21 protein-coding genes are annotated in these 19,373 nt (G+C 57.1%); 4 read left to right on the forward strand and 17 right to left on the reverse strand.

The annotated features are described in order from the left end of the window. Positions 1-65: 65 nt before the first annotated feature. Positions 66-1,478 (reverse strand): D-serine/D-alanine/glycine transporter, encoded by a 1,413-nt coding sequence (gene cycA / locus EBL_RS17220; RefSeq protein ID WP_002441648.1) that lies wholly within the window; start codon positions 1,476-1,478, stop codon positions 66-68. A gap of 330 nt (positions 1,479-1,808) precedes the next feature. After that, on the reverse strand, positions 1,809-2,429 hold the full coding sequence (fklB, locus tag EBL_RS17225) for a BamJ family beta-barrel-assembly machinery protein (protein ID WP_002441646.1): 621 nt from the start codon (positions 2,427-2,429) through the stop codon (positions 1,809-1,811). A gap of 342 nt (positions 2,430-2,771) precedes the next feature. Here fklB and EBL_RS17230 point away from each other — a divergent pair, with 342 nt between their 5' ends. After that, positions 2,772-3,455, forward strand: a complete 684-nt coding sequence (locus EBL_RS17230; RefSeq protein ID WP_002441643.1) for a LysM-like peptidoglycan-binding domain-containing protein — start codon at positions 2,772-2,774, stop codon at positions 3,453-3,455. 40 nt (positions 3,456-3,495) lie between these two features. Here the strand turns inward: EBL_RS17230 and EBL_RS17235 are convergent, their stop codons facing one another. The 5 genes from EBL_RS17235 to rpsF all read right to left on the reverse strand — a co-directional run bounded on the left by EBL_RS17235 (position 3,496) and on the right by rpsF (position 6,017). After that, positions 3,496-4,422, reverse strand: coding sequence for a DMT family transporter (locus tag EBL_RS17235; RefSeq protein WP_002441641.1), 927 nt, complete (start codon positions 4,420-4,422; stop codon positions 3,496-3,498). A 156-nt stretch (positions 4,423-4,578) separates the two neighbouring features. Continuing rightward, a complete protein-coding gene (rplI, locus tag EBL_RS17240; protein ID WP_002441639.1) occupies positions 4,579-5,028 on the reverse strand; it encodes a 50S ribosomal protein L9 in 450 nt (149 codons plus the stop codon). Positions 5,029-5,068: 40 nt separating this feature from the next. Beyond that, entirely contained in the window at positions 5,069-5,296 is a 228-nt protein-coding gene (gene rpsR / locus EBL_RS17245) for a 30S ribosomal protein S18 (RefSeq protein WP_000135199.1), read from the reverse strand. A gap of 4 nt (positions 5,297-5,300) precedes the next feature. After that, complete coding sequence (gene priB / locus EBL_RS17250; protein WP_002441637.1) at positions 5,301-5,615, reverse strand: primosomal replication protein N; 315 nt, start codon at positions 5,613-5,615, stop codon at positions 5,301-5,303. A 6-nt stretch (positions 5,616-5,621) separates the two neighbouring features. Further along, on the reverse strand, positions 5,622-6,017 hold the full coding sequence (gene rpsF, locus EBL_RS17255) for a 30S ribosomal protein S6 (RefSeq protein ID WP_002441636.1): 396 nt from the start codon (positions 6,015-6,017) through the stop codon (positions 5,622-5,624). A gap of 400 nt (positions 6,018-6,417) precedes the next feature. Here rpsF and EBL_RS17260 point away from each other — a divergent pair, with 400 nt between their 5' ends. Then, positions 6,418-6,696 (forward strand): YdgH/BhsA/McbA family protein, encoded by a 279-nt coding sequence (locus EBL_RS17260; protein ID WP_002441633.1) that lies wholly within the window; start codon positions 6,418-6,420, stop codon positions 6,694-6,696. Here EBL_RS17260 and yjfP read toward each other — a convergent pair whose 3' ends face one another. Further along, positions 6,697-7,455 (reverse strand): esterase, encoded by a 759-nt coding sequence (gene yjfP, locus EBL_RS17265; protein ID WP_002441632.1) that lies wholly within the window; start codon positions 7,453-7,455, stop codon positions 6,697-6,699. A gap of 193 nt (positions 7,456-7,648) precedes the next feature. Between yjfP and bsmA the strand changes: the two genes are divergently transcribed. Beyond that, on the forward strand, positions 7,649-7,954 hold the full coding sequence (gene bsmA, locus EBL_RS17270; RefSeq protein WP_034920295.1) for a biofilm peroxide resistance protein BsmA: 306 nt from the start codon (positions 7,649-7,651) through the stop codon (positions 7,952-7,954). A gap of 106 nt (positions 7,955-8,060) precedes the next feature. Then, a complete protein-coding gene (locus tag EBL_RS17275; protein ID WP_174270554.1) occupies positions 8,061-8,336 on the forward strand; it encodes a YdgH/BhsA/McbA family protein in 276 nt (91 codons plus the stop codon). A gap of 14 nt (positions 8,337-8,350) precedes the next feature. Here the strand turns inward: EBL_RS17275 and EBL_RS17280 are convergent, their stop codons facing one another. The 9 genes from EBL_RS17280 to hflX all read right to left on the reverse strand — a co-directional run bounded on the left by EBL_RS17280 (position 8,351) and on the right by hflX (position 19,308). Beyond that, positions 8,351-9,985, reverse strand: coding sequence for an isovaleryl-CoA dehydrogenase (locus tag EBL_RS17280; protein WP_002441626.1), 1,635 nt, complete (start codon positions 9,983-9,985; stop codon positions 8,351-8,353). Positions 9,986-10,088: 103 nt separating this feature from the next. After that, positions 10,089-10,823, reverse strand: a complete 735-nt coding sequence (gene rlmB / locus EBL_RS17285; protein ID WP_002441624.1) for a 23S rRNA (guanosine(2251)-2'-O)-methyltransferase RlmB — start codon at positions 10,821-10,823, stop codon at positions 10,089-10,091. A 72-nt stretch (positions 10,824-10,895) separates the two neighbouring features. Then, positions 10,896-13,349: a ribonuclease R gene (gene rnr, locus EBL_RS17290; RefSeq protein WP_002441622.1), complete on the reverse strand. Its 2,454-nt coding sequence runs from the start codon at positions 13,347-13,349 to the stop codon at positions 10,896-10,898. A 37-nt stretch (positions 13,350-13,386) separates the two neighbouring features. Then, entirely contained in the window at positions 13,387-13,812 is a 426-nt protein-coding gene (nsrR, locus tag EBL_RS17295) for a nitric oxide-sensing transcriptional repressor NsrR (protein WP_002441620.1), read from the reverse strand. A 209-nt stretch (positions 13,813-14,021) separates the two neighbouring features. Further along, complete coding sequence (purA, locus tag EBL_RS17300) at positions 14,022-15,320, reverse strand: adenylosuccinate synthase (RefSeq protein ID WP_002441618.1); 1,299 nt, start codon at positions 15,318-15,320, stop codon at positions 14,022-14,024. Between the two features lie 101 nt (positions 15,321-15,421). Further along, the gene (locus tag EBL_RS17305; protein ID WP_002441616.1) at positions 15,422-15,619 is read right to left on the reverse strand and encodes a DUF2065 domain-containing protein; all 198 of its coding nucleotides are present in this window, start codon (positions 15,617-15,619) and stop codon (positions 15,422-15,424) included. 77 nt (positions 15,620-15,696) lie between these two features. Next, positions 15,697-16,701, reverse strand: coding sequence for a protease modulator HflC (hflC, locus tag EBL_RS17310; protein WP_002441614.1), 1,005 nt, complete (start codon positions 16,699-16,701; stop codon positions 15,697-15,699). Positions 16,702-16,703: 2 nt separating this feature from the next. Next, the gene (hflK, locus tag EBL_RS17315) at positions 16,704-17,951 is read right to left on the reverse strand and encodes an FtsH protease activity modulator HflK (RefSeq protein WP_002441611.1); all 1,248 of its coding nucleotides are present in this window, start codon (positions 17,949-17,951) and stop codon (positions 16,704-16,706) included. A gap of 76 nt (positions 17,952-18,027) precedes the next feature. Next, on the reverse strand, positions 18,028-19,308 hold the full coding sequence (gene hflX, locus EBL_RS17320; RefSeq protein ID WP_002441609.1) for a ribosome rescue GTPase HflX: 1,281 nt from the start codon (positions 19,306-19,308) through the stop codon (positions 18,028-18,030). Positions 19,309-19,373: the final 65 nt, after the last annotated feature.

Raw genomic sequence — 19,373 nt, forward strand, 5'->3', positions numbered from 1 at the left:
CGATTCTCATAAAAAAGGCGCCGTCTGGCGCCTTGTCTTACGTTTGGGGCCGCGTGGCCCCTTTTTTATTTCCCGCTATTCGCCAGGCGCTGCCTGCCGATATACACCCAGCCTGCGGCCAGAATAATAAACCACAAAGGCGTGACCATCAGTGCCTGACGGGTATCCTCTTCCAGGGTGAGCAGCACCAGCACGAACACAAAGAACGCCATACACACCCAGCACATCAGTTTGCCCAGCGGCATCTTATAGATGGACTTCGCATGCAGCTCCGGGCGCTGCTTACGGTACACCAGGTACGAGCAGAGGATAATCGTCCAGACAAACATAAACAGGATGGCCGACACGGTGGTCACCATGGTAAAGGCCGCCATCACGTCCGGTTTCAGGTAAACCAGCACCACACCGCCCATCAGACAAATGCAGGAGAAGGTCAGCCCGGTTGCCGGAACCGCACGCCGGGAGAGGCGGGCAAAACTTTTCGGCGCGGCGCCGTCTTTGGCCAGGCCAAACAGCATCCGGCTGGTGGAGAACACCCCGCTGTTTGCTGAAGATGCCGCCGATGTCAGCACCACAAAATTAATGATACTGGCTGCCGCCGGTAACCCCACCAGCACAAACAGCTCCACAAACGGGCTCTTGCTCGGCACCACCGAACTCCACGGGGTGACAGACATAATCATGATGAGCGCAAAGACATAAAACATGATGATCCGGATTGGAATCGAGTTTATCGCCCGGGGCAGTGATTTTTCCGGATCCCGGGTTTCCGCCGCCGTGGTTCCCACCAGCTCAATCCCCACAAACGCAAACACCGCAATCTGGAACCCGGCAAAGAAGCCGCTTATCCCTTTAGGGAACCAGCCGCCGTCGTTCCATAAGTGGGCGAAGGAGGCCTCAACCCCGGAGGGGGAGGTAAAGTGGGTCAGCACCATCACCAGGCCCACGATGATAAGGGCCACGATCGCCACGATTTTTATCATCGCAAACCAGAATTCCATCTCGCCGAACATTTTCACCGTGGCGAGGTTAAGCGACAGCAGCAACAGCACCACCGCCAGCGAGACAATCCACTCCGACAACCCCGGGAACCAGAATTGCGCATAGGCGGTAATCGCCACCACATCCGCCATACCGGTCACGACCCAGCAAAACCAGTAGGTCCAGCCGGTGAAATACCCGGCCCAGGGGCCGAGTAAATCGGCAGCAAAATCACTGAAAGATTTGTACTCCAGATTGGATAACAGCAGCTCTCCCATGGCGCGCATAACGAAAAACAGCATAAAGCCGATTATCATGTAGACGAAGATAATCGACGGCCCGGCCAGACTGATGGTTTTACCGGATCCCATAAACAGCCCCGTGCCGATGGCACCGCCGATGGCGATAAGCTGAATATGCCGGTTTGTGAGATTTCTGCGGAGCGCGTGCTCCTCGGGGGGCTGAGCCGCTGTCGCGACCTTAACCTGATCTACCATAATTTGACTTTCCTGTACGTCGATGTTGTGTGTCAGGCTCTGATGGCCTGTGATTTTATAAGGTACTACGAGGCGGACACCCTATCCGCGGAGCTCCGGCTATCAGACCGGGTATTAACCCGCTGAGCCGGACCGTTTATCAGTCTCCCTGAAAACGGGTTAAGAATATAATATGTTAATTTTATGTTTTATTTTTGTATTAAATTAAATCGATAACGCGAATTGAATCACAAAAATACCCTTATTCGATATTTAAGCAATATAAAATATTGGTGGGATGGGGAAGAGAAAAAGAAAAAACCCGCCGCAGCGGGTTTTTCGGGAAGAGGCTCAGAGAATGTCCAGCAGCTCAACTTCAAAGATAAGGGTGCTGAACGGTGGAATGGAAGCCCCTGCGCCGCGTTCACCATAAGCCAGGTTCTGCGGGATAGTCAGTTCCCATTTGGAGCCGACCGGCATCAGGGTCAGTGCTTCGATCCAGCCCGGGATCACACCGCTGACCGGGAATTCTGCCGGTTCACCGCGCGCGACTGAGCTGTCAAATACCGTGCCGTCTACCAGCTTACCGGTGTAGTGCACACGCACATGGTCTTTACGTGCCGGAATCGCCCCGGTGCCCTGGGTCAGCACGCGGAACTGTAAACCGCTCTCGGTGCTGTTAACGCCTTCGCGTTTGGCGTTTTCGTCCAGGTATTTCTGGCCTTCTGCCGCCAGCTCCTGCTGACGCTCGCGGCGTACCGCATCGGCACGCTCATGCACTTCACGCAGAGCACGGTGAACAATATCCACCGGAACTGCCGGAGAGTTCCCTTCCAGCGCATCGCGCAGACCAGCAACCAGTGCCTCCGGCAACAGGCCCTGCAGACCAGATTCACGTAACTGCTGACCCACCTGCAGACCAATACCGTAGCTCGCCTGGGATTCAACGCTATCAAAAGAAGGGGTTGTCATGAGTTTTCCTTTCGTGATGTACAAAGTAGCGGGCAGCATAACAGTACGAGCGAACAGGGTAAAATGTTCCTGCAGGAAAGATGACAAACCGCCTGGAAACAGAAACAATAGGCGCTACAACGCTGCGCATGATGATATGACCGTCACGCACGCTGACATTGTTACCGGCATCAACGGGTTAGAACGCTATACTGGTAGCAGCTGGATAGATTAAGTTCCTTAAAGAACGAGGAAGCGATGGGAAGAACCGCGCCGGGGAACAAAAGCCCACTGACCCGCTGTGCCAGCTGGCTGCGCACAACGATGGACCGGACGACAAGAACAGGAAATAAGGAGACGCCAATGCGATTCGCCATTAAGCCTGTGCTGCTGCGCATCTGGCATGCGCCGGATAACTTCACGCTGATGGATCCATTACCTCTGGCGCACCGCCGCGGCATTTTTGCCGGCGTGCTCCTGATACTGCTTGGTTTACTGCTCCCTGCCGGTAGCGATCCTGCGCCCTCTGCTGAGCGCAGCGGCACGCTGGACTACTCGACCCAGCCGCAGCCGGATCCACAAATAGCCGCCAGCAACCAGTACGCACCGCAGCAGGTGGCCCCGGTCGACCCTCAGCCGGTCAGCGAACCACCGGAAGACGACAGCGCCCAGGCCAGCACACAATACCAGCCCCCGGCGGCCACCCAGCCCACCCGGCGGGTACAGACCACCATTCAGGGGCGATCGCAGCAACCGGCTATCCCGTATCAGGGGGAAAGTGAAGATCCACGCTGGCGTAGCTACGCGCTGGAGTCCGGCAAGACCCTGGCCCAGTTATTCCGGGATAATAACCTGCCCCCGGCAGACGTTTACGCCATGGCGCAGGTGCAGGGCAGCGGCAACCCGCTCAGTAATCTGAAGAGTGGCCAGACTGTCCAGATCCGCCAGAACGACAGCGGCGTGGTTATCGGCCTTGCCCTGGAGGTGAACGGCCAGCAGGTGGTCTTCAGCCGCCTGTCAGACGGCAGTTTCGTGCGTACCCGCTAATAACCTCAGGACTCACGCCGGGCCACCCGGCGTGAGTCTGTCAGCCCCGCTTGTTGACCCACCAGATCCCGGAGCACACCAGCACCAGGGCAAGGGCATATTTCCATTCGAGAATATTCTCCCCGAGGAATATGGCCGACAGGACAGTTCCCGCCACCGGAATAACAAAGTTAAACGGCGCAATCATGCTCACCCGGTTGTGTTTCAGAATAACACTCCACAGGGCAAACGCCACCGAAGACAGCAGGACAAGATACCCCAGCACCGCCAGCGCCGTCATACTGTGAACGGTTAACGTGCCACCGGTCAGATAGCCGCCCGCAACCAGGGCGGCACCGCCAATACCAAGCTGCCAGCCGGTCATTACGGTGGGATCCATGGTCTGGGAGATACGCTTACCGTAGAGCATCGCCGCAGAGAGAATAAACGCCGCCAGCACCACAAAGCCGTCACCCTGCCAGACAAAGCTGAAGTCCATCAGGGAGTGGTTGAAGTTCACCAGCATCACCCCGAGAAAGCCCACAATACAGCCCAGCGACTTATGAAAGGTCAGCCGGTCGTTCTGGTAAATAAAGTGGGCCAGCAGCACGCTGAAGAAGGTGCCGGTGGCATTCATAATCGACCCCTTCACCCCGGTGGTATACGCCAGGCCCACATAAAAGAACGCATACTGTACGGAGGTCTGGGTCAGCCCGAGCAGTGTCAGCTGACCGAACTGGCGACCACTAAGCCGGGTAATGGGTTTGCTCTGCGCCATGGCAAACAGCAGCAGCAATAGCCCGGCAAACAGAAAGCGGTAACCGGCAAAGACAATTTTGGAGGGGATATCATCCGTGGCAATCTGAAACAGTTCATAGCCATTCTTAATGGCCGGGTAAGAGCTGCCCCACAATAAACAACACAGCGTCGCCGAAAGAAAGGCTATTTTCTTACGGGAGAAAATTGAGGCTGAAACAGCGGTATCCATAAATTCACCAGAAAATAAAATGACGTTTTATTTTCCCTGAATATGACACAGATAGCTGCCTGGCGGATAGCAAATATCAAAAAGATGCGCCGGACTACAGAAAGCAAAACGCCGGCATAAGCCGGCGTTTTCGCACAGGTGCTGTGAATAAGAAACTTATTCAGCAACAACCAGCACGTTCAGGTGTGCGAACACTTCGCTGTGAACCTGGAAGCTCACATCGTGGTCACCAGTGGTGCGCAGAACGCCGTTCGGCAGGCGAACTTCGCTTTTCGCAACGGCAACGCCAGCAGCAGTGACTGCATCAGCGATGTCGCGAGTACCGATGGAACCAAACAGTTTACCTTCGTCGCCTGCTTTAGACACGATGGTAACGGTTTCCAGTGCGTTGATTTTCTCAGCGCGGGCTTCAGCAGCAGCCAGAACGTCAGCCAGTTTGGCTTCCAGTTCTGCACGGCGTGCTTCGAAGTATTCAACGTTTTTCTTAGTAGCAGGAACAGCTTTACCCTGCGGTACCAGGAAGTTACGAGCGTAGCCCGCTTTAACGTTAACCTGATCACCCAGGCTACCCAGGTTTGCTACTTTATCAAGCAGAATAACTTGCATTACCTTATCCTCTCAAGTCGTATTAGTGGACCGTGACCGATTACTGATGGCGATCAGTGTACGGCAGCAGAGACAGGTAGCGAGCGCGTTTGATAGCGCGAGCCAGCTGACGCTGATATTTTGCACGGGTACCGGTGATACGGCTTGGGACAATCTTACCGCTTTCGGTGATGTAGTTTTTCAGCGTTGCGATATCTTTATAGTCGATCTCTTGAACGCCTTCCGCGGTGAAACGGCAGAACTTGCGACGACGGAAATAACGTGCCATATGGCTAGTCTCCAGAATCTATCAATTCAATCTGCTCGGCATGCAGTACCAGTTTACTCAGCCCGTTGCGCGCCTGATGGCTGCAAACAAACCCAGTGACCGTGACTGCCGTACCGACCGTTATACTGTGAGTAATGGCCTGGTTCTCGTGCCCGCTAACAATAACCGGCATCTGACACCACGCCTGCCGGTTAAAACCGGCTTCCTCCTGCACAGAACGATGCTCAAGCACGAACTGGCAGTGTGGAATTCCTGACGGGCTGACCTTACGTAACGGAGCCCTGCATACCATGCCGGACAACGCCAGGCGGTTAACCATCAGAAATTACTCTTCAGAATCCCCAGCTTCAGCATCATCAGAGGTTTCGTTAGCGAAATCTTCACGACGCTCGCGGCGTTCGTCTTTCGCTTTAACCATCGGAGACGCTTCAGTCACAGCGTGTTTGGTACGCATAACCATGCTGCGGATAACGGCATCGTTGAAGCGGAAAGTTGTTTCCAGCTCATCGATAACTTCCTGCGGAGCTTCAACGTTCAGCAGAACGTAGTGCGCTTTGTGCAGTTTGTTGATCGGGTAAGCCAGCTGACGGCGGCCCCAGTCTTCCAGACGGTGGATCTTGCCTTCTGCGCCAGTGATGGCAGCAGAATAACGTTCGATCATGCCCGGAACCTGTTCGCTCTGGTCAGGATGGACCATAAAAACGATTTCGTAATGACGCATCGAATTGCTCCTTACGGATTATTCAGCCTCCTGTACGGGTCAACCGCGGCCCTGGGAGGCAAGGAACGAGTGTTTAGTGCGGCTGAAAATTTGACGCGTCATTCTACTCACAGCGCCCGGCGAACTCAAGGAATCATTCAGTGAAACCCCGGAATAATCGGGTGAATAATAAAAACGGGTTAATTATTGCGGGGTTAGTTATTTTGCATGAATTTATTTGAATGAGAGCATCAAAGATGCTCATCTTTCGCACAATAATAACCAGCTAAACTAATTATACAGGGGTGGAATCAGCCGCCAGGTGCCCCCTGTAAGAGCCTTACTTCCCGGCCCACGCATGCAGTACCCGCAGTAGACCCACACCGGTGTGACCTGGACCCCGACGGGTAAGGAGTCAGCCATGAGAGCTATCGCAATCGCCATGATGACCACGCTGTTTTTCGTTGCCACCAGCGCCAGCGCCGCCATTAAAGTCTCAGCCAGCCAGGCCAGAAATATGGACGATGTCCAGAGCCTGGGGGTTATCTATATCAACCACAACTTCGCCACCGAAGAAGAGGCCACCCGTGCCCTGGATGACCGGGCAGACACCAAAGGCGCCCGCTTCTACAGCCCTATCCTGATGCACGAGCCGGGCAGCAACGGTAATCTCCACGCCAGCGCGGAGCTGTACCGCTAGCTAGCCTTCGGCCAGGTGGCGGACAAAAAAGCGCACGGTGGCATCCAGCGCTTCCGGGGTTACCCGGTGGCGTACACCCGCCTGCCAGTGGCAGGAGAGCTGAGTATCCAGCCCCTGAGCCTGTAACATCCGCTGAAGCGCCAGGGAGTCTGCGGCGGGCACCACATCATCTTCCAGACCATGCCACAGTAACAGAGGGCGGCTACCCAGGGCACGCAGGTGCCCGCTCGCCTCATAGTCCGCCAGCGGCGCGAGTATCTGATCAAATGCCCGCTGATCCTCCCGGCTGAATACCGCCAGCGGCGGGAAGAGCGTAGCGGCCCGCGCATGATAAAAACCGGAGCCCATCAGGCTGGCAGCGCAGGCCACCTCCGGGTGTCGGGCCATTATCCCCAGGGCGGTCATCCCCCCCATGGATGCCCCGGCCACCCCCAGCGCACCGGGTAACACCGCCCCGCTTTCCAGCACCGCATCGCGCAGGCGCGGGTACTCCTCCAGGCTCTGGTGCAGGATCGACCAGAAGCGGGTTAAGCGCCCGGCCTCATCCCCCTGGTAGCGGGTGCCGTGGTCTGGCGCATCCGGCATGATCACCCGTATTCCGGCCATCGCCAGCGCTACCGCGCAATAACTGTAGACCAGTGCAGACGAGGTAAACCCGTGGTAAAACACGACGCCCGGGAGTGGCGCCTCCCGCATGCCAGCCGGGCAGGCATGCACCGTGGTGATGCCCGCATACTGTTGTGTAAATACCTCGATCATTCTGTGCCCTCTGTCTGTACTTACCAGGCACCCACTATGGCGCGCCAGAAGGCCGCAGGCAAGATGAGAAACCGGCAGCGCTTTTCGCCACAATCAGCGTAAAAAGCACGGCAAAGTTAACACTTTTAGAACATTAAACTAACAGCAACCCCAATTACACATATAATATGGTTAACAGAAAATGGATGCGCAAATGAAAAGATGGGTGCCAGTTGCGGTAGCGGTAATACTGACTGTCGGGTGCAGTGCCTTGCGGGTGACCCCAAAGCCACCGCCCCCGGTGGCCGATTATCCGCAAGAGATCCAGCGATCCCAGACCAGCGGGTTACAGCGGCTGGGCAGTGTCTCCGCCATCGTGAGGGGCTCACCCATGAACGGTGAGGCGGCCATCAAAGCGAAGGCCGCCCGCGCCGGGGCAGATTACTACCTGATCATCATGAACGATGACACTACGCTCCCCGGCCAGTGGTATATCCAGGCTATCCTGTATCGCCGCTGATCCCCCGCGCCCCCTTTTCTGCCAGCGTTAACCCGGCAAACACATCTGCCGGGCGGGAATGCAGGACTCCCCGTCACAGACGGGGCACTATGAAATGGAGCTGCCCATGAAACGATCCTCTGCTTTGACATCATTGCTGCGTGCGGCCGGGCTAATTCATACCACAGCACAATCGGCGGAAAATGTCTGTGCCGACCAGGTGACCGGATTTAACGAAATCGGCGTTTTTTCCCTTCACGGGCTCAGTGGTAGCCCGCAGGAAATTGAGCGCATCGTCGCCCTGACCGCAGACCGTCAGGGGGCCAGCTTCTACCGGATTATCCAGCTGGAAGAGAACAGCAGCGCCAACGCCTGGAGCGTGCAGGCCATTTTTTACGCCTGAGCCTGCGGGGGCGCTCACCCGGCGCCGCCCGTGGCCCGCAACAGCACATCTTCCGTGACCTGCCCGCTCAGCTGTACCGGCCCGCGCGGATCGAGCATCATCCGGCACCACGCATCTGCCAGCGGGGGTGCCAGGTGCTGTAACACCTGGCTGCCGGTCCCCAGTAGCATCAGGCGCCGGGTCAGATCCCGGGCCTCTGCCTCCTGAACCTTACCAAACCGCTGTTTTACCTGGCGCCAGGTGCGATCAAAATGGCGGTTCTGCCCTTTTACCCCATCAAACTCCGCCCGGAGCTGCTCTTTTACCCCCGGGTGTTTATTCAGCACCCGCAGCACGTCAAGGCACATCATATTGCCGGAGCCCTCCCAGATGCTGTTAACCGGCATTTCCCGGTACAGTCTGGGCAGTTCGTTATCCTCGCAGTAGCCAATACCGCCCAGCACCTCCATGGCCTCTGCCACAAACGGGATCCCCGCCCGGCAGATACCGAACTTCGCCGCCGGGGTGAACAACCGGCTCCACAGGGCTTCTCCCGGGTTCTGGCTCTGATCCCATGCGCGGGCAAGGCGGAACAGAAAGGCGGTCTGCCCTTCCAGTTGCAGGGCCATCCGCCCGAGCACCTGGCGCATCAGCGGCTGGTCTATCAGGGTTTTACCAAACACCTGGCGCTGGTGGGCGTGGTACAGGGCAACAGACAGCGCCCGGCGCATCAGACCGTGGCTGCCAAGGGCACAGTCAAAACGCGTCAGCCCGCCCATTTTCAGGATCTGGCGCACGCCGTCGCCCTCCTCCCCCATCAGCCAGCCGCTGGCATCACAAAACTCCACTTCGCTGCTGGCGTTAGAACGGTTGCCCAGCTTGTCTTTCAGGCGCATCAGGTGCACCCGGTTGCGGCTACCGTCCGGTAAAAAGCGCGGCAGGAAGAAGCAGGATAACCCGCCCGGTGCCTGGGCAAGGATCAGGTGCGCATCGCTCTGGGGGGCTGAGAAAAACCATTTATGCCCGGTTATCAGGTAGTGCTCGCCGGGCCCCCGGGCCTGGGCGGGAGTAGCCCGGGTGGTATTGCTGAGCACATCAGAGCCGCCCTGTTTCTCCGTCATGCCCATGCCAATCAGCAGGCCGCGCTTCTCATGGCCGGTGCCGAGCCGCGGATCGTAGCGATCGCTCAGCAGGCGCGGCAGCCAGTCCCGGAAGGGGGCGGGCAGCATCTGTTGCAGTAAGGGGATCGCGGCGTGGGTCATGGTGACCGGGCACAGCGTACCGGCCTCAACCTGGGCATGGAGTATAAATCTTGCTGAGCGGGCGACCATATCGCCGATGCGGGAGTCCTCCTGCCAGGGGAGGTTATGTACCCGGCTGGCGCACAGCCCCTGCATCAGCAGGTGCCAGGCCGGATGAAAGCGCACATCATCCAGCCGCTCTCCCCGGGGGTCAAAGCTCAGCAGCTCCGGCGGGCGGCTGTTAGCCAGGCGCCCCAGCTCCAGAGACTCGGCAGAGCCCAGCTGGCTGCCGATACTGGCCAGCAGATCGCTGTCCCAGCCGGCACCCTCCCGGATAACCGCCTCGCGTAGCGCGCTGTCGGATAAAAAAAGGTTACTGTTACTCAGAGGTAGTGGCTGATTAAAAACCGTGTGAGTTTGCCAGGGCATCCGCATCCCTCCCGTCGTGACGTGCCATTAAGTATGGACGCCAGGGGCGGTTCTGCACGCGGCAGGCAAAAAAACGGGGTGCATATCGCACCCCGGAGGAATATCAGCTGCTGCGCTGGCGCACAGCCTCGAACAGGCAGATCCCGGTGGCTACCGACACGTTCAGCGAGGAGACACTCCCGGCCATAGGAATGCTGATAAGCTCGTCGCAGTGCTCCCGGGTCAGGCGACGCATCCCTTCCCCTTCGGCACCCATCACCAGCGCCAGCGGGCCGGTGAGCTTGCTCTGGTGCAGCGTGTGGTCTGCCTCACCGGCGGTGCCGACTATCCAGACATTCGCTTCCTGAAGCAGGCGCATGGTGCGCGCCAGGTTGGTCACCCGGATAAGCGGCACGGTTTCAGCCGCGCCGCAGGCCACTTTTTTCGCCGTGGCGTTCAGCTGGGCGGAGCGATCTTTCGGGACAATAACCCCATGGACCCCGGCGGCATCTGCACTACGCAGGCAGGCACCAAGGTTGTGGGGATCGGTAACCCCGTCCAGAATCAGCAAAAACGGCTTATCCAGCCCGGCCAGCAGATCCGGCAGATCATTTTCCTGGTACTGACGGCCAGGTTTCACCCGGGCAATAATCCCCTGGTGTACGGCACCGTCGGATTTTTCATCCAGCCACTGGCGGTTCGCCAGCTGAATGACAATCCCCTGGGCTTCCAGTGCGTGGATCAGCGGCATCAGCCGTTTATCTTCACGCCCTTTGAGCATAAATACTTCCTGAAAGCGCTCCGGAGCGCGCTCCAGCAGGGCCTGCACCGCATGGATGCCGTAAATCATTTCACTCATGAACAATACTCGTTGTGTCCCGCCCGGTGGGGCGACGCAGCGCCCCGGTTATCAGGCGGGAAGTTTACCCCATCAGTCGGCTTTTTTCTTCGCGGCGCGTTTTGCTTTGGTGGCGGCGGCGATTTTCTGGGTTTTTGCCGACGGTTTGGCTTTTTTCCCCTGTTTCGCTTTGGCCTTATCGCCGTGTTTTGCGCCGCTTTTCTGCGGGCGGAAGGCGCTGTCCGGCTCAAAGTTCACCCGCTTGCCCGCATTACGGCGGCGTGAGGGTTTCCCGCCGTCGCCCTGGGCTTTTTTGGCTTTGTCTCTGGCGGTTTTACCGGCCCCGCGCACCACCCGCTGGCTGGAAATCAGCGAGAAGTCGATTTTGCGCTCATCCATATTCACCGCCTCGACCCGCACTTCGACTTTATCGCCCAGCCGGTAGGTCTGGCCGCCGGATTCACCAATCAGGCGCTGGCCTATCTGGTCAAAACGGTAGTAGTCATTATCCAGGGAGGAGACATGCACCAGCCCGTCGATAAACAGATCATCAAGGCGCACAAAGAAGCCGAAGCCGGTCACACTGGCTATCACGCCGCTAAATACCTGGCCCACCTGATCCTGCATAAAGTCGCATTTCAGCCAGTCGGCAACGTCGCGGGTGGCTTCATCGGCCCGGCGCTCGGTCATCGAGCAGTGGGCACCCAGCTGCAGCATCTCTTCCATACTGTAGTGCCAGCCACCGGTGGCGGTGCCTTTAGCGTCCGGGTGTTCACCACGGGACAGCGCCAGCTGGTATTTAATCGCCCGGTGCAGCAGCAGATCCGGGTAGCGGCGAATCGGCGAGGTAAAGTGCGCGTAGGAGCTCAGCGATAACCCGAAGTGGCCACGGTTTTCCGGATCGTAAATCGCCTGTTTCATGGAGCGCAGCAGCATGGTTTGCAGCATTTCATGGTCGGGACGATCGGCAATGGAGTTCAGCAGCGCGCCGTAATCTTTCGGCTCCGGTTTGCTGCCGCCGGGCAGTTCAAGGCCCAGCTCCGCCAGCACCGAGCGGAAGGCGTTAATGGCCTCGGTAGACGGGCGATCGTGGATACGGAACAACGAGGGCTCTTTGTGTTTTTCCACAAAGCGCGCGGCCGCGACGTTCGCCAGGATCATGCACTCTTCAATCAGCTTATGGGCGTCGTTACGCTCGGTTTTCTCAATGCGCTCAATGCGGCGCTCCGCATTGAAAATAAATTTAGCTTCTTCGCTTTCAAACGAGATCCCGCCCCGCTCGGCGCGGGCCTGATCGAGGACTTTATACAGCCGGTGCAGCTCTTCCAGATGCGGCACCAGCGGGTGATACTGCTCACGCAGCTCCTGGTCGCCCTGCAACATATGCCAGACTTTGGTGTATGTCAGGCGGGCGTGGGAGCTCATCACCGCGTCATAGAATTTATAAGAAGAGAGATTCCCCCGGGCGGAGATGGTCATCTCGCACACCATACACAGGCGGTCCACCTGCGGGTTCAGGGAGCACAGGCCGTTAGACAGCACTTCCGGCAGCATCGGCACCACCTGAGAGGGGAAATAGACCGAGGTGCCACGGTTGCGGGCTTCTTTGTCCAGCGGGGTCCAGGGGCGCACATAGTAGCTGACATCAGCAATGGCTACCCACAGGCGCCAGCCGCCGCCGCGTTTTTTCTGGCAGTAGACTGCGTCATCAAAGTCGCGAGCGTCTTCGCCATCAATGGTGACCAGCGGCAGATCGCGCAGATCGACCCGGCCTGTTTTCGCCTCTTCCGGCACCTGTTCTTTCAGGCTGGCTATCTGCTCTTCGACCGGTTTTGGCCACACATAGGGAATTTCATGGGTGCGCAGGGCAATATCCACCGCCATGCCGGTGCCCATATTGTCGCCCAGCACTTCGACAATTTTCCCCACGGCTTTTGTCCGCCGGGTGGGGCGCTGGGTGAGCTCAACCACCACCATAAAGCCCATGCGGGCGCCGTGGATCTCTTCCGGCGGAATGAGAATATCAAAGCTCAGGCGGCTGTCGTCCGGCACTACGAAGCCCACACCGGCATCGGTAAAGTAGCGGCCAACAATCTGGCTGGTTTTGGGCACCAGTACCCGCACAACCCGGGCCTCACTGCGGCCTTTACGGTCCGCACCCAGCGGCTGGGCAAGCACCACATCCCCGTGGATGCAGGTTTTCATCTGCTCTGAGGAGAGGTACAAATCATCTTTGCGGCCTTCAACGCGCAAAAAGCCGTAGCCATCCCGGTGCCCCATCACCGTGCCTTTCAGCAGGTCGAGTTTTTCCGGCAGGGCATAGCACTGGCGGCGGGTAAAGACCAGCTGGCCGTCGCGCTCCATGGCGCGTAACCGGCGGCGCAGTGCTTCAAGTTGTTCTTCATCGGTAATGTCCAGCGCGTGGGCTATCTCTTCACGGTTTGCCGGTTTATCGCGTTTGGCCAGCAGATCGAGAATAAATTCCCGGCTGGGGATCGGGTTAGCATATTTTTCTGCTTCACGTTCCTGGAAAGGGTCTTGTGACATAGCGGTTCCTCCGTTGTCATCATCTGGCGGCAAGTCGTTATTCCACCAGCAGTAATTTGTAGAGCGGCGGGTTCTCATTAACGAGTTCCGCCAGCGTGTAGTTATCCAGCTCCTCCAGGAAACTGTTCACTGCACGGGCAAGGGCCTGTTTTAAACGGCAGGCCGGTGTGATGTGGCAAAATTCGCTGCTGCAGTTGACCAGTGTCAGCGGTTCCAGCTCGCGCACCACGTCGCCAATCCGGATATCACCGGCCGGTCTTCCCAGACGGATGCCGCCGTTTTTCCCCCGCACCGCCGCAACATATCCTGCCCGGCTTAACTGGTTGATGATCTTCACCATATGGTTACGGGACACGCCATACACTTCGGTCACTTCCGATATGCTGGTCATCTTCCCCTCGGGAAGGGATGCCATATAAATCAGGGCACGCAGGCCGTAATCCGTAAAACTTGTTAACTGCACATCAACCTCGTGTCGCAGAAAAAAACACCACTTTGCAAAGGGCTGTTGCGGCGCTTACCTCATGCCAGGCGCAGCCGCCAGCATAAAACGCCAGTATAGATAATATTGATGATAAACCAGCCCCACATCGGGCCGCTAATTTATTTGGGGAAAGAAGAAAGGAAAGCGCGGGATGCTAAAAAAGGGCGGGATAACCCGCCCTGCGGTGATCAGGCGTCGAACGGGTCGCGCAGAATCATCGTTTCAGTACGGTCCGGACCCGTTGAAATAATATCAACCGGGACACCGGTCAGCTCTTCGATGCGTTTCACATAGTTCAGCGCCGCCTGCGGCAGGCCGCTGCGCTCTTTCACACCGAAAGTAGACTCAGACCAGCCTGGCATGGTTTCGTAAATCGGTTCGATACCTTTCCAGTCGTCTGCGGCCAGCGGTGTGGTGGTCACTTCGCGGCCATCCGGCATGCGGTAAGCGACACACAGTTTTACTTCTTTCAGGCCGTCCAGCACATCCAGCTTCGTCAGGCAGAAGCCAGACAGGGAGTTGATCTGTACAGCGCGGCGTACTGCCACGGTATCCAGCCAGCCAGTACGGCGGCGGCGACCGGTGGTAGCGCCATATTCGTTACCCTGTTTGCACAGGTATTCGCCGGTTTCATCAAACAGCTCGGTCGGGAACGGGCCCGCACCAACACGCGTAGAGTACGCTTTGATGATACCCAGCACATAATCCACATAACGCGGGCCAAGGCCGGAGCCGGTCGCCACGCCACCGGCGGTGGTGTTAGAGGAGGTGACATACGGATACGTACCGTGGTCAATATCCAGCAGCGTCCCCTGGGCGCCTTCAAACATGATGAAATCACCGCGTTTGCGGGCCTGATCCAGCAGATCAGACACATCAACCACCATGCTGGTCAGCAGGTCGGCAACGGCCATCACGTCGTCCAGCACTTTCTGGTAGTCAACCGCATCGACTTTGTAGAAATTCACCAGCTGGAAGTTGTGATATTCCATCACTTCTTTCAGTTTGACGGCGAAGGTTTCTTTGTCGAACAGATCGCCCACGCGCAGGCCGCGACGCGCAACTTTATCTTCATAAGCCGGGCCGATACCGCGACCGGTCGTGCCGATAGCTTTCGCACCGCGGGCTTTCTCACGCGCGTTATCCAGCGCAACGTGGTAATCCAGAATAAGCGGGCAGGCTTCAGATAACAGCAGGCGTTCGCGAACGGGAACACCACGGTCTTCCAGTGCTTTCATTTCTTTCAGCAGTGCTGCAGGGGAAAGCACCACACCGTTGCCGATGATGCTGGTGACGTTTTCACGCAGAATACCTGATGGAATAAGATGAAGAACGGTTTTTTCACCGTTAATGACGAGAGTATGACCGGCGTTGTGACCACCCTGGTAGCGCACAACATATTTAGCCCGTTCGGTAAGAAGATCAACAATCTTCCCTTTGCCTTCGTCACCCCATTGGGTGCCGAGTACGACGACGTTGTTACCCATTTTCAAAATCACCGTTTGCTTAAAAATGGATTCTACCAGAGGTAAATCAGATGATCAGCACTTAATGTGTACAAATTCACGCTAAATTGCCTGGTTTTTAATCAGTCAATCGTTTTCGTCAACATGTAGTAGATCACAAAGCCAGCAACCACAAGCCCACCGCCAAAGCGGCGCAACAGGGTGTCGGGGGCTTGTGACATTGTTAACACCATCTTCCGCCACAGGCGCGGGGCCAGCATCGGCCCCAGTCCTTCAATCACTAATACCAGGGCTACCGACAGCCAGACAGATGCATGCATGTTGTTTTCTCTGAAAAATACCAATAAAAAAGAGCCGGCATCCACCGGCTCTTCACATCACTTACTGAGCGACAGGCTTAACGTAACGTTGCCGCCGGGCGCTTCATATAACGGAAGAAGTCGCTATCCGGGCTCAGCACCATCACATCCTGGCTGGACTGGAAGCTCTTCTCATAAGCGCGCAGGCTACGAATAAAGGCATAGAAGTCCGGATCCTGGCTGAACGCATCGGCAAACAGTTTGGCCGCTTCCGCATCCCCTTCACCGCGATCCATACGGGCAGTACGCTCTGCTTCCGCCAGGGTGCGGGTCACTTCGTAATCCGCCACGGCGCGCAGTTTTTCTGCCTCTTCCTGGCCCTGGGAACGGTGACGACGGGCAACCGCTTCACGCTCCGCACGCATACGGTTGAAGATAGCCTCAGACACTTCTGCCGGCAGGTTGATCTGCTTGATACGCACATCCACCACCTGAATACCCAGTGCCGCCATACTGTTCGGGTTCACCACCGGCACTTTACCGTTGGTTTCTTTCGTCACGCGGGCAGCCGCAGAGGCGATAGCATCATCAGCGGCAGGTGTTGCCACTTCATCTTCCGTTCCTGCAGAGCCGGAGTTCAGCGCATCGCGCACTTCCAGGGTCAGACGACCACGGGAGTCGGTCACAATGTCTTTCACATCCAGGCGGCCAATCTCAGAACGCAGACGGTCACTGAACTTACGCTTGAGCAGCACCTCAGCCTGGGAGACATCACCACCGCCAGTGGCCAGGTAGTAACGGCTGAAATCGCTGATGCGCCACTTAATATAGGAGTCGACGATCAGGTCTTTCTTCTCTTTGGTTACAAAGCGATCGGCCTGGTTATCCATGGTCTGAATACGGGCATCCAGGGTTTTAACCGATTCGAGAAACGGGATTTTGAAATGCAGGCCCGGCTCAAACACCAGCGGCTTGTTTTCATCATCACGCACCACTTTACCGAAACGCAGCGTAATACCACGCTCACCTTCTTTAACCACAAACACGGAGGTGTACAGCACCACCAGAACCACGATGATGGCAGCAATAATCGACTTACGCATGGTTATTCTCCTCCCCGACGCAGAGCGTTCGCCCGGCGCTGATCCATAATGTCGCCACTACTCACTGATGAGGAAGAGGACGTTGACGCGCTACTCTGGCTGGACGCCGCCGGTGGCAGGCGCAGCATATCAGCAGCAGCACTGTCGCTCTTCGCCGCAGGCTGACTGCCGTTTTTCAGCAACTGATCCAGCGGCAGCACCATCAGGTTGCCGCCTTTATCGTTGTTAACCAGCACTTTGCGGGTATGGCTGAGGACTTTCTCCATGGTCTCGATATACAGACGCTCGCGGGTTATCTGCGGTGCGGCTTTGTATTCCGGGAGGATCTTAGCAAAGCGTGCAACTTCACCCTGGGCTTCCAGCACGGTCCGGGTCTTATAGGCGCGGGCCTCTTCAAGAATACGCTGGGCCTGACCATTCGCACGCGGCTGTACTTCGTTCGAGTACGCTTCCGCTTCACGGATATACTGCTGCTCGTTTTCGCGGGCGGCGATGGCGTCATCAAAGGCCGCTTTGACTTCCTCTGGCGGACGCGCCGTCTGGAAGTTCACGTCCAGCAGGGTGATCCCCATGTTGTACGGGCGGATGGTCTCTTCCAGCTCACGCTGGGTATCGCTACGAATAACGGTACGACCTTCGGTGAGGATTTTGTCCATCGTGTATTTACCGATAACACCACGCAGGGCGCTGTCGGTGGCCTGACGCAGGCTGTCATCGGCACTGGTCACGCTGAACAGGTATTTTTCCGGATCGGTAACCCGGTACTGAACGTTCATCTCTACGCGCACGACGTTTTCGTCAGAGGTCAGCATCACGCCGGACGCCGCCAGCTCACGCACGGACTCCACGTTCACGGCCGTAACATCGTCAATAAAGGTCGGCTTCCAGTTCAGGCCCGGCTCCACCAGGTGGCTGAATTTACCAAACCGGGTCACCACACCGCGCTCGGCTTCTTTGATGGTATAAAAACCGCTACCGGCCCAGATAATGACCACGGCTGCCGCCACAATCCCGACCACGCGCCCGCCTACCGGGCCACGCGGAATATTCTGGCCTGTGCCACCAGTGCCGGTGCCTTTTCCCCCACCCAGTCCGCCGAGCTTCTTGCTCAGTTTGCGGAAGATATCATCCAGATCAGGTGGCCCCTGATCACGACCTCCTTTGTTCCCCCCAGAGTTGCCGCCTTGGTTATTGCTGCTTCCCCACGGGTCGCGGTCCTGTCCGTTATTACCGGGCTGATTCCACGCCATGTATATGCTCCATATTAGTTGTGCGGTGATATCCCCCCAGGGGGGAAAAAGTCTTCAGACCATCTCCATGCACTGCTCAGACAATATAGTCTGTCAGTTCCGGTTCTTGTTTGCAGAGGCGGCGCCAGTCAACGACAGGCATACGAATCTGTAAGCCAACGCTGCCGTCTTCCTCCATCCACTCTTTTTCTATTGCCTGAAGCTGATAAAACCGGCTCCGTAACCGTCCTGCCTGGGGAGGTAAGCACAACGTGTGTTGCGCCAGTTCACCGGCCAGGCGCTCAGTCAGAGCCTGGAAAAGCAGTGGAATACCTTCACCTGTCTGGGCCGAAAGCCAGACACGCACCGGTACGTTTTCTTCATCGCGATCGATACGCGGAGTAAAACCGTCCAGCGCGTCGATTTTGTTCATCACTAAAAGTGTCGGAATTTCGTGCGCGTCGATCTCTTCCAGCACTTCATCCACTGCTTCTATGTTTTCCTGAACCCGTACATCTGCTGCGTCAATAACATGTAACAGTAATGTCGCCTGACGCGTTTCCTGCAACGTGGCTTTAAAAGCCGCGACTAAATCATGAGGTAACTGGCGGATAAACCCTACGGTGTCAGCCAGCACCGCCTCGCCCACATCGGCTACGTCAATGCGCCGTAATGTCGGGTCCAGCGTCGCAAACAGCCGATCCGCAGCGTAGACCTGCGCTTCGGTGATGCGGTTAAACAGGGTGGATTTGCCGGCGTTGGTGTAGCCCACCAGAGAGATAGTCGGAATATCTGCTTTAGTCCGTGACCGCCGTCCCTGCTCACGTTGTTTTTCAACTTTTTCCAGTCGGGACAGGATCTGGCTGATTCTGCCGCGCAGTAAGCGGCGGTCCGTTTCCAGCTGGGTTTCCCCGGGGCCACGCAGGCCGATCCCCCCTTTCTGGCGCTCAAGGTGAGTCCACCCGCGTACCAGGCGGGTCGCCAGATGGCGCAGCTGCGCCAGCTCAACCTGCAGCTTCCCTTCATGGGTACGGGCACGCTGAGCAAAAATATCTAAAATAAGGCCAGTGCGGTCAATCACCCTACACTGACAAACCTGCTCCAGGTTACGCTCCTGGGCGGGGCTTAACGCATGGTCGAATAACACAACCGATGCACCAGTGGCCTTTACCGCGTCGGCAATTTCAAGTGCCTTACCTTCCCCGACAAAGTATTTCGGATGCGGTGCTTTTCGGGTACCGGTAATCACCTGCATTGCGTCGACACCGGCGGAAGAGACCAGAGATTCAAACTCCTGAATATCTTCCAAATCTTTGTCTTGCGTAAAATAGATGTGTACCAGCACCGCCTGCTCACCGGCTTCATAACGGTCAAACAAGCGTCAACCCTCCAGAAAGATCAGCGGGGAACACAGATAAACTGGTCCCCCGACATGGAAAAACA

This window comes from Shimwellia blattae DSM 4481 = NBRC 105725, assembly GCF_000262305.1.
Classification (GTDB): domain Bacteria; phylum Pseudomonadota; class Gammaproteobacteria; order Enterobacterales; family Enterobacteriaceae; genus Shimwellia; species Shimwellia blattae.

What these genes read in the sequence shown, in the direction of transcription:
- cycA (WP_002441648.1), bottom strand. Translation starts at nt 1,478, where the DNA reads ATGGTAGATCAGGTTAAGGTCGCGACAGCGGCTCAGCCCCCCGAGGAG.
- fklB (WP_002441646.1), bottom strand. Translation starts at nt 2,429, where the DNA reads ATGACAACCCCTTCTTTTGATAGCGTTGAATCCCAGGCGAGCTACGGT.
- EBL_RS17230 (WP_002441643.1), top strand. Translation starts at nt 2,772, where the DNA reads ATGCGATTCGCCATTAAGCCTGTGCTGCTGCGCATCTGGCATGCGCCG.
- EBL_RS17235 (WP_002441641.1), bottom strand. Translation starts at nt 4,422, where the DNA reads ATGGATACCGCTGTTTCAGCCTCAATTTTCTCCCGTAAGAAAATAGCC.
- rplI (WP_002441639.1), bottom strand. Translation starts at nt 5,028, where the DNA reads ATGCAAGTTATTCTGCTTGATAAAGTAGCAAACCTGGGTAGCCTGGGT.
- rpsR (WP_000135199.1), bottom strand. Translation starts at nt 5,296, where the DNA reads ATGGCACGTTATTTCCGTCGTCGCAAGTTCTGCCGTTTCACCGCGGAA.
- priB (WP_002441637.1), bottom strand. Translation starts at nt 5,615, where the DNA reads ATGGTTAACCGCCTGGCGTTGTCCGGCATGGTATGCAGGGCTCCGTTA.
- rpsF (WP_002441636.1), bottom strand. Translation starts at nt 6,017, where the DNA reads ATGCGTCATTACGAAATCGTTTTTATGGTCCATCCTGACCAGAGCGAA.
- EBL_RS17260 (WP_002441633.1), top strand. Translation starts at nt 6,418, where the DNA reads ATGAGAGCTATCGCAATCGCCATGATGACCACGCTGTTTTTCGTTGCC.
- yjfP (WP_002441632.1), bottom strand. Translation starts at nt 7,455, where the DNA reads ATGATCGAGGTATTTACACAACAGTATGCGGGCATCACCACGGTGCAT.
- bsmA (WP_034920295.1), top strand. Translation starts at nt 7,649, where the DNA reads ATGAAAAGATGGGTGCCAGTTGCGGTAGCGGTAATACTGACTGTCGGG.
- EBL_RS17275 (WP_174270554.1), top strand. Translation starts at nt 8,061, where the DNA reads ATGAAACGATCCTCTGCTTTGACATCATTGCTGCGTGCGGCCGGGCTA.
- EBL_RS17280 (WP_002441626.1), bottom strand. Translation starts at nt 9,985, where the DNA reads ATGCCCTGGCAAACTCACACGGTTTTTAATCAGCCACTACCTCTGAGT.
- rlmB (WP_002441624.1), bottom strand. Translation starts at nt 10,823, where the DNA reads ATGAGTGAAATGATTTACGGCATCCATGCGGTGCAGGCCCTGCTGGAG.
- rnr (WP_002441622.1), bottom strand. Translation starts at nt 13,349, where the DNA reads ATGTCACAAGACCCTTTCCAGGAACGTGAAGCAGAAAAATATGCTAAC.
- purA (WP_002441618.1), bottom strand. Translation starts at nt 15,320, where the DNA reads ATGGGTAACAACGTCGTCGTACTCGGCACCCAATGGGGTGACGAAGGC.
- EBL_RS17305 (WP_002441616.1), bottom strand. Translation starts at nt 15,619, where the DNA reads ATGCATGCATCTGTCTGGCTGTCGGTAGCCCTGGTATTAGTGATTGAA.
- hflC (WP_002441614.1), bottom strand. Translation starts at nt 16,701, where the DNA reads ATGCGTAAGTCGATTATTGCTGCCATCATCGTGGTTCTGGTGGTGCTG.
- hflK (WP_002441611.1), bottom strand. Translation starts at nt 17,951, where the DNA reads ATGGCGTGGAATCAGCCCGGTAATAACGGACAGGACCGCGACCCGTGG.